The organism is Okeania sp. SIO2F4 (genome assembly GCF_010672385.1).
Lineage (GTDB): Bacteria > Cyanobacteriota > Cyanobacteriia > Cyanobacteriales > Microcoleaceae > Trichodesmium.
Genome location: NZ_JAAHGT010000367.1, coordinates 1 through 8,880 on the forward strand (window position 1 = coordinate 1; position 8,880 = coordinate 8,880).

Below are 8,880 nucleotides of genomic sequence, written 5' to 3' on the forward strand. Positions count from 1 at the left end.
GCTGCTTGCGTCCGATCCCGCGCGTCCAACCGATTGAGAATGTTAGAAATATGGGACTTGACTGTTCCCTCAGTAATCACCAGCTGCGTGGCAATCTCCCGATTGCTGGATCCCTGAACCACTAGCCGCAACACCTCGACTTCGCGTTCAGTCAGCCGCTGCAATGGATTCTCGCTCTGACTCTGCTTGGCGGCAGGCTGCTTGGTCATGCGGTCTCCTGTACCGAAATAGGCAACTTTTTTGCCCTTGAAATCGATATTATCTAGTTCATCAAAGAAACCTTCCCAGTCACTTTGTAGTTCACCAATATTCCAGGTAGGACTGGCAACAATTAAATTTTGATAACCATTAAAATCATCAGGTTGTGCGTCAGTCATATTATGGATAGTAAGTACTCCGTCACCACCAAATTCTTTCTGAATAATTTCTGCAGCTTCTTCAGTTTTACCTGTTGTACTGCCGACAAAAAGACCGATTTTTGACATTTTTACCTCCGTAGTAGTATTTTTTCTGTCTTATACTTAGATATTGGTTTGAGAAATTTTACAACTATTGAATTAGAACTTAGTACGGGTCTAATTCATCACAATAACCAGACCAATCACTTTGTAGTTTATTCATATTTTTGTTCGTAGTTATTGTTTGATTTTGACAACTATTTTCTGATTCTAAAGATTTGAAAGAAAATCTGCGATCGCAGTTATTTTTATAGCGTTTTATTTTCCATGAAGCTAGTTTTTTTGAACCTGCCATTTCTTTATATTTTCTATGGGTGATTTATTAAAGAAAAAATTGTTAGTATGATATTTCGATCTATTTCTGAAATTTGTCAGGTATTCATAATTTTTCAGGTTTTATTTGAAAATTTTAAATTGTTTATTGTTTGATTACATAGTAGCTATAATCAAGTTAAAGGGTGTCTGGTAAAAAATAGTTATTCTTAAATGTTGATTTTTGTCTGAAGTGATACCTAACTGCTGCGCTCAAAATCTATTTATTCATATCCTAGGAAAATTTTGAGAAATATTTTCAATAAGCTAGCAAAACAAAACTCAATATAATTTTATCTCCCGTTAATTAATTACATTGTGGAATAGCCCTCTGGGTTTTTCCCTGGTTTAGGTGAAGGAACAAAAACTAAATAGGGATATATAGCAAATTTATCTCACTCAGGTGCTAACGGGCAGGATGCTCCCACTACAGAAATTAATCTCAAACCCTTATGATTCTTAGGCTAAGACTTAATTTCTAGAGATGTCTCATCCTTTAGGTTGTGCTGTCATTTAACCCACCTTATTGTATTCTGCTCGAGATAAATGAGAAATATTTCTATTTACTATTTATATTTACTCATAACTAGAGTTAGGTTGTCAAGCCCTAAAGCAAAATTTTCTATTACAGCAATTTTTCGTTTCCCAAACCACTTGCAAGGAGATTGCCTACAACCTCCCTACTATCAGCCTTCCAGAGATATAGTTTGAGAGTTGGAATCTCAGAAATCACACTTAAAAATTCCAACTCTCAAAAACTTATCAGATTAAGATTCTTCTGCTACACCATTCAACGCATTTTCCACACGCTTAAAGTCAAAACCCATAGCTCGCAGAGCGTGCCAGAGATGACCTTGTAAGAAGAAGAATGCTAAGAAAAAATGAGCATTTGCCAACCAACAACGAGCAGTATGAGCACCTAAAGGCAACTCTACACTATCCGCAAAATAAGGAGTAATCCCCAACTTAATATCTAAAACTGGACCATAAAACTCTACAGGATAAGCTAAAGTATTAACGGCACAGAAATAAGCCGCCACAAATCCTGCTAGAGCAATTCCACCTAGAGAGTAAGAGAGAATTGCTTCACCAGAAAATATAAGAACTCGTTTTGCCCAAGGAAGGGGTTCCTTAACAATGTGCCAAAGGCCACCTAAAACTAGAAGAAATCCCACATAAATGTGACCTCCAACTAAGTCTTCTAAACTATTAACAGTGGCAAAATGAGTTTGATATCCATATATTACTAATGGATCGAGAGTGGGATTTGTTACTAAACGAACTGTTTGAGTTGTCGCATCATAAAGCCCACCAAAATACATAGCTTTGGCTACTAATAATAAAGCACCAAATCCTAAGAAAAGTAGGTGATGACCTAAGATAATACCGAGCTTTTTAGGGTCATCCCATTCAAAGTGAAAGTTCTTCGCTCCACCTGTTGCATCGTTTAAATTTTCTGGAGCTTTAAAGGTGTGAAAAAGCGCTCCTGCACCTAATACTGCTGATGAAATTAGATGTACAACACCAATTACAAAATAGGGATAAGTATTTACTACTGCTCCACCTTTTCCAATACCTAAACCTAAAGTTGCTAGGTGAGGGAGTAAGATTAAACCCTGTTCTCCCATGGGTAAATCAGGGGAATATTGAGATATTTCAAACAGAGTAAATGCCCCTGCCCAAAAAGTAATTAGAGCTGCTTGACCTGCATGAGCAGATATGAATAAACCAGATAGTTTAGCGAAGCGGGCATTTCCAGCCCACCAATCGTATTTAATTTCTGGAGTACCATAAGTTTGCATGAAGTTTTGCCTCTTTGAATTATGGTCAATAGTTTTTCACAACAGCAAGTACTAATTTTTATACAATAATTAGTAACTGTCTATATTGAATATACTTCAATAAGTATATCAGAAAAACAGTATGATTAATTACTTTTTTTTCAAAAAAATAATTAAGAAATTATTAATATAATAATAGTCAATACAATTTACAATTACTAATGTCTCAGCAATTACAGTCAAAATGGCTTGCTCGCTATTGTTCGTGGCTAATTTATGGAGATTAAATCCTCAAAAAAACAGGTTGCTAAGAGTAATAATTTTGCCAAAATTGTCTATTTTTAATCACATAAAATTAGATGACAATTTAATTAAAAAATATTGCCACTATTAGCAATATTTTCTACAAAAAAGTCAACATATATGGCAGTTTTAGGGATAAAACTGCCTCAACATATATTCTAATTTTCTGTAATTTTGAGTTGTGAGCTGATTCCATTGAGAATGCGATCGCTCATCCCAGCATCGACCTGATACTCAGTCCTATTCTGTATTGTTAAAATGAGTGGAAGATTTTTCTTTGGTTGCTAATTGTGTTATCATACCTCTAATCAAAATACATATCTTTGGCCACTAATTTACAGTGGTCATTTTTTTGTCTTCAAATTTAGATGTTCATTGCTAGTCCACAAATCAATAGTTTTTTGATTTTGGAGCAAAAGATTGAATATTAATGACAACTGTCACCATTTTAGGTTGAAAGGCCCAAAAGTATATTACATACTTATTGCAACTAATATTCAATAAATTTCTAGTTTTGTCAAGAGTCTTTTGATATTTTTTTTCATTAATTTTTGCTACTGTATTATAGAGTTAAATCTTAAGAAATCCCTAAGTTTTCTGTTAACAGAAAATTTTTGTTGGCATTAGGTATTCTTAATACAAATATTTTTAAATTAAATACCTAAAAAGTATTGACAAGTTTTATCATTAGAGTCATAATCATAATTACATTGCTTATGGTGTTCTTCTCTCTGGTAGGACAACGTATTATAGAAACTTTGAGTCCCTCAGTGTAACTTATAATATTTCCTAGTTACACTGGAAAGCAATTAGGGACTCTTTATTTTTTGCTCCTCAACATTAAGCAAGTCTAAATTGATACAGAGGAAGGTCTGTATTGAGTGGAAGTCGCGAGTGCGATAACTGGGCGTTGCATATTTGCGAATTGGAATGGCTTTGTTGCATGAAAGTATTGATAGAACATCCGTTCCGCTTTTCGGTTGTCCCCGACATGAAAGGTGAACCTAGTGGCAGCTATATCACCCTCTTTCTATAGATTGATGTTTTATTCATCTATTGTCCAATAGTTAATAGCCTTAAAGCCTTTACAGGCAAAAGTTTCAGCCTTTTTATATCAAAGATTGATGCTCTATTCATCTATTGGACAATAGTTGTAGAAGTCTGAAGTACATATGCTTGGATCTTGTGCGGTAGCTATATGCTTTCATACAACAAAGCCAATTGGAATTATTCTTTTAGAGAAATAGGAAGTCATTTCAGTTATTAGTTATCAGTGCCGACCACTAAAGTCGGAGGCTTGAAATACTAAGCTGAAAACCTTTTGCGATCGACTTATGGGCTGAAAATCTAGTAGAAGTTAAACGAATTATTACTTGATTCATTAAAAAGCTGAATGCTGAAGGCTAATAGCTGAATGCTTACATTATTATTCTGAATAGGAAGTTACTAAGTAGAATATAAGTAAAGGATAGACTACTAAAAACAGGAATAATTTTGATGTCAACTACTGATACAACTCCACGGGTAAGTGTAATTATACCTGTATACAATTGCGATCGCTATATTAGTCAAGCTATAGAAAGCATTTTAGCCCAAACTTATCAATCTTATGAAATTATTGTGATTGATGATGGCTCCACAGACAATACCCGCTTGGTTTTGCAACCTTATATTGAGACGATTCGTTATGTATATCAAGAAAATCAAGGGGTTTCAGCTGCCCGGAATCATGGTATTGATTTGGCGCGGGGAGAATTAATTGCTTTTTTGGATGCGGATGATTTTTTTTTACCGGATAAACTGACTGCTCAAGTGGGAGTATTTGACACCCAACCAAATTTAGGAATTGTTCACAGTGGTTGGCGCAGGGTGAATCAGCAGGGTGATACTATTAAGGATGAGACACCTTGGAATTATGTGGCTAAGTTGGATTTGGAGGGATGGTTGCGGTGGAAACCAATTGGCACAATGGGTACTTTGATGTTTCGGCGGCATTGGTTAAAACAGGTGGGGAGTTTTGAGGTAGGATTAGGTCAAGCGGAGGATGTAGACTTGGTGTTGCGTTTAGCTTTGCGTGGTTGTGAGGCTGAGTGGTTGCAACAGTCTACTGTTTGTTATCGTCAGCATGACCGGAATACTATGCGGGATGGAGTGTCTCAGGCGCAATCTATTAATGGAGTGTTGGATAAGTTTTTTGCCTCGGAGTCTTTACCTTTGGGGATTAGGTTATTGGAAAAACAGGTGCGTTACAATACTTTTGTCTGGAGTTCGTGGTATTTGTACTATACGGGTTTTTATTCTGAGATGGTGGAATATTTGCAAAAGTCTTGGCAATATACTCCTTTTTTACCTGTGGGAACAGTTATTAATTGGATTGAGAGTTTCACAGGATTTTCTGAGAATATGGGGGATGATTTGGATGCTGATAAATTGGCTAAAACTGATGAATGGCAACAGTTGATGGGTTGGGTGATTAGTAATAGTGGAGTTTGGTGAAATGTGGTAATATCATGTCCGGTTGAATACTTATAAATAAACGACTCAGGAGTCAGGACTCAGGAGTCAGGACTCAGGAGTCAGGAGTCAGGAGGGAAGAAAGAAGGAAGAATCAGGAAGTTTTTTTCATCACTAATTATCCGGACATGATATAATTGCTAAGAGACTGTTGTTGATTACATTTTTACAATTAACTATTAGCTATTAGCAATTAGCAAAGTACCTATAGCAATTCCTATACTGGTAAGGTACGCGCATTCGTTTGTTTTAGGGAACAAGGAACAGGGAACAGGGTATAGGGTATAGAACCCCTAAGCGTATCTATTTGTCTAGTTAAATATAGGGAGATGGGGGGGTGGGGAGTGTGGGGAGTGTGGGGAGTGTGGGGTGTGTGGGGTGTGTGGGGTGTGTGGGGTGTGTGGGGAAATGGGGTGTATTATACCAAATCTCAAAAGTGTTGCTACATCTCCTAATGGTAGGGACGTTGCATGCAAGGTCTGTACAGAGCTTGGGTTAATGCCAATAATCGTTAAAAAAATGACTGAAGGTTACTTATTACTTAATAACTGAAGTCCCATGGGGAGTATAGCATTAATGCATGGGAATTGGTATTAGACCTCTCCCAAAATCCCAAATTCAATCAATTATTAATTATTAATAATTAAATAATTCGCGCCTTGAAGCCTCCCCTTGGATAGGGGAAAACAAAGACAATATTCCTTATATTCAATTCCCGAGCGGTTTTAACCAGAGGTAATTATCAATTATCAATTATCCATTATCCATTAATGAATTCTCCCTATTCCCTCTTTTCTGGAGATACCTTCAGGGCTTCTATAGAATAGAAATAAAGATATATTTACCTCATTAGTCTAAGAAACCCTATATTTTTTGCCACAGTTTCACAGGTTTTTTGTTAGAAAGTATAGCAGAGAAAAACCTCCGAAAAATATTAAAGGAACTGCTATCATTAAAATTATTAAACCTAAAGGAACTCCAGAGGAAATTACATAGACTAATATTGCTGTATAGGGAATCAAAACACCAATTCCTGCAAGAGTTAATTTTTTAGGAGTCCACTTGATATCTTTTTTTAGACCTTTAGTCAGCATCTTTTCATCTTTCCCTTTTAAAATTTTTCTTGTCATCGACTACTCCTTTAAGTAAAAATAACGAGATTGTTTGATTGTACCTATCTTTTATTGTAATATTAATTTCATAAAATATTGCTACAGTCATGACACAGGGAATAGGGAATAGGGAACGGGGAACAGGGAAAGAGAAAAAAGATAAAAAAAGAGGAAAAAATATTTTATTTTGACAATTTATGGAATTTATAATTTTTTATTGTAGGCATAAATCACAAATTAAGATGTAACTTCCTTTTTTGAATTTTGAATTGGGTATAACTATTCCCAAAAACTGAACTTGCTTCAGTATTATTTCCAGTTAAACTCCATTCCTAAATATTCTTCTAATCTTTGATTATGAGGTTGAAAATATTCACTCAATTTCTGGCGCATCTCATCACTTATTGGTGAATAATGTCCTGGATTTAACTTTCTATATTCAGGCAGTTGATGTTCTGGTAATCCTAAAAATTCAAATACTTGTTTCATGGTTTCTACAGGTTTTTGATAAAGGTATTCTCCTTTTAAAATCAGTATTTGTTGTCTGGGAAATACTGCTAACCATTTATTGATAAATTCTACATAAATACCACGCCCTATATAGTTGCCTGGTTGTTGCCAATAATTTTTATCTCCTTGGGGTTTTTCGGGATTTTTGTTGAGTATTTCTAACTCTGAATTTATTGCTGTTTCAAAGGAGCGATCTTCCCAATTTAACCTAATCCAATGATTGTATTGAGAGAAGGTTCTATCTACGGGGTTTCTCAAAATTACTAATAGTTTTACTTCTGGAAATACATTATATATTCGTTCGGCAGTCTGATAATTTTCTAGATAGTTAGGAGTTGCTTCTCCAGTGATAAATTTTTCTGATTTAGGAATAGGAGGAAAGTGTGCGAGATACCAATTAATTCCTTTGTTGAAGTCTCGATACCAAAAATGTGTTTCTTTTTTAATTGCTGGTATTACTTGGGGATGTTGAGCAATATAATTTTCTAGGGAAGTTGTACCACTTTTTTGGGCGCCAATAATAATAAAGTTAGGACCATTAGTATTTTTTAAATCCCAATTTTGTTTAACAAATGTAGGATGAGATTGGCGAGTTTTGTTGTAGGAGGCAGTTTGATAATTTTTGATGGCTGCATCTACTTTTCCTGTTGCTGTGAGAATTTCTCCCAGGTTAACATAACACCAAATACTTTCTGGGTTTTCTTGAGTAATTTTTTGAAAAAATTTCAATACTTGTTGTAGTTTTCCTTGTTTAATCAGAAAGTTTAATAAATTAGAGTAGAAGAAAAACCAGGGATATTCAGGTTTGATTTGAATTGCTTTTAGATAAGCTTCGACAGCTTGATTTAATCTCTGAAGTTTGAGTAATATATTTCCTAGTTTATAGTGGGGTATGAATTTTTTTGGGTTTTTGTTAATAGTATTTTGGCAGTCAGTGAGTTCCTGGTATAATTGATTTTTTTTGTTTTCTAGTTGGGTAAGTTGCCTGGTAATTTCTGGATGATTTGGCTGCACCTGCAAACCTATATTATAAATGATTATGGCTGGATTAAATAGATTTTTTTGCCCTAGTAAATTTCCGAGTTTTAAGTAAAATTCTGGAGCTTCTGGCTGAATTGATAATTCTTTGATGGGGGTAGGTTTCTGTTGTTGAGGATTTTGAATAATCTGAGAATAATAGTTAATAGTTTCTTTGAGATTTGATTGAGATTGTTTTTCTAGAGCATATCCGAGTTGTTCATGGATACTTGGTAATTCTTGATTAATTTTAAAGGCGTAAAGATAAGCTAATACTGTTTCATTCCATCTTTGAAGTTTGACTAATGTCTCTCCTAAACTGTAGTAAGACCATAGAAAATTAGGATTGAGTTTAATAGCTTCATGGTAGGTGAGGATGGCTGCATCTAATTCTCCTTTTTCTTGGAAAAGATTAGCTAATTTATGATGAACTACCCAAGTTTCTGGTTGTAATTCTATAGCTTTTTGATAAGCACTAATAGCTTTATCTAATTGTTTTTGGTTGACTAAAGCATCTCCGAGACAATGATAAGTAACAGCAGCTTGAGGATTTAATTGAAGTGCTTCTTGATAAGAATAAATTGCTTTTTCCCACTGCTGAGTATTGGCAAAAGCTTTACCTAAGCTGTGATGAGACCAGGAAAATTTGGGGTTAAGTTTAATGGCTTTTTGATAACTTGATATAGCTGCTTGCCATTTTTCTTCTCCACTATAAATTTCTCCTAAATTATGATGTGCTTGAGAGAGGTTTGGGTTTAATTTAAGCGATTGTTCATAACAGGCGATCGCTTCTTCTTTTCGCTTGTATGTTAATAGAGTTTTTGCTAATTTCAGATATTCTAAGTCTGTTGCCCATTCTGGTTTTAAAGTAAA

The 8,880-nt window shown here is 35.0% G+C and carries 7 protein-coding genes; 2 read left to right on the forward strand and 5 right to left on the reverse strand.

Features of this window, described 5'->3' with window-relative positions; all coding sequences use genetic code 11:
- From F6K22_RS21625 to F6K22_RS21635, 3 genes are all read right to left on the reverse strand, one after another.
- On the reverse strand, nucleotides 1-485 hold a 485-nt coding region (locus F6K22_RS21625), incomplete at its 3' end, for a LuxR C-terminal-related transcriptional regulator (protein ID WP_293102501.1).
- Between the two features lie 79 nt (nucleotides 486-564).
- Nucleotides 565-753 (reverse strand): hypothetical protein, encoded by a 189-nt coding sequence (locus F6K22_RS21630; RefSeq protein WP_293102503.1) that lies wholly within the window; start codon nucleotides 751-753, stop codon nucleotides 565-567.
- A 784-nt stretch (nucleotides 754-1,537) separates the two neighbouring features.
- Entirely contained in the window at nucleotides 1,538-2,572 is a 1,035-nt protein-coding gene (locus tag F6K22_RS21635) for a chlorophyll a/b binding light-harvesting protein (protein ID WP_293102506.1), read from the reverse strand.
- 1,779 nt (nucleotides 2,573-4,351) lie between these two features.
- Here F6K22_RS21635 and F6K22_RS21640 point away from each other — a divergent pair.
- Nucleotides 4,352-5,350, forward strand: a complete 999-nt coding sequence (locus F6K22_RS21640) for a glycosyltransferase family 2 protein (RefSeq protein ID WP_293102509.1) — start codon at nucleotides 4,352-4,354, stop codon at nucleotides 5,348-5,350.
- Nucleotides 5,351-5,697: 347 nt separating this feature from the next.
- Nucleotides 5,698-5,823: a hypothetical protein gene (locus F6K22_RS21645; RefSeq protein ID WP_293102512.1), complete on the forward strand. Its 126-nt coding sequence runs from the start codon at nucleotides 5,698-5,700 to the stop codon at nucleotides 5,821-5,823.
- Nucleotides 5,824-6,252: 429 nt separating this feature from the next.
- Here F6K22_RS21645 and F6K22_RS21650 read toward each other — a convergent pair whose 3' ends face one another.
- Both F6K22_RS21650 and F6K22_RS21655 read right to left on the reverse strand, forming a co-directional pair.
- A complete protein-coding gene (locus F6K22_RS21650) occupies nucleotides 6,253-6,498 on the reverse strand; it encodes a hypothetical protein (protein ID WP_293102514.1) in 246 nt (81 codons plus the stop codon).
- Nucleotides 6,499-6,789: 291 nt separating this feature from the next.
- On the reverse strand, nucleotides 6,790-8,880 hold a 2,091-nt coding region (locus tag F6K22_RS21655; protein WP_293102517.1), incomplete at its 5' end, for a tetratricopeptide repeat protein.